Origin of the sequence: Psychrosphaera sp. 1_MG-2023, assembly GCF_030548245.1 — a bacterium.
GTDB lineage: Bacteria > Pseudomonadota > Gammaproteobacteria > Enterobacterales > Alteromonadaceae > Psychrosphaera > Psychrosphaera algicola.
The window spans coordinates 1-594 of the sequence record NZ_JAUORW010000059.1 but is presented as its reverse complement, the minus strand read 5'-3'; the positions used below and the strand labels follow the sequence as shown (position 1 = coordinate 594).

The following is a 594-nucleotide window of genomic DNA, read 5'->3' as shown; positions in this document are numbered from 1 at the left end:
TTCGGTCAGTATTGATTGCTAAACTTGTTTGTTATTTAGCCACCTTTTCGTTTGTACTATGCGCTTCGCTATGATCTAATTGATATTATTCCGCCAGAGATAATTCCCAATGGCAAAGTACAAACCTGACTTATCCTGCCAGAGTAAGTTCATTCCCATCGACTTTTCGCGTCAAATACTTCCAGGAACCTTTGAGTATGCATTGGCTCACATTGTCGATAATCATCTGGATTTAACGGGGTTTGATGCGTGGTATAACAACGATAAAACGGGCGCTACCGCTTATTCGCCAGGTGTCATGTTAAAGGTCATTTTATTTGCCTATTCCCGCGGTATTATCAGCAGCCGAAAAATCGCGTTGGCCTGTGAAACGAATATCACCTTTATGAGTCTATCTGGTGATATCCAGCCTCACTTCACCAGTATTGCGAGTTTTGTCGCAAATATGAAAGAGCAAATCGAGCCACTGTTTACCCAAGTGTTGATGATATGCGACCGTGAAGGCTTAATCGGTCGCAACATGTTTGCCATTGATGGTTGTAAAATCAAATCGAATGCCAGTAAAGAGTGGAGCGGAACATTTGAAGAGTTGCA

General features: G+C 42.3%; 1 protein-coding gene. It reads left to right on the top strand.

Annotated elements, in window-relative coordinates; genetic code table 11:
• Window positions 1–109 precede the first annotated feature (109 nt).
• On the top strand, window positions 110–594 hold a 485-nt coding region (locus tag Q4575_RS19705; RefSeq protein WP_303523940.1), incomplete at its 3' end, for a transposase.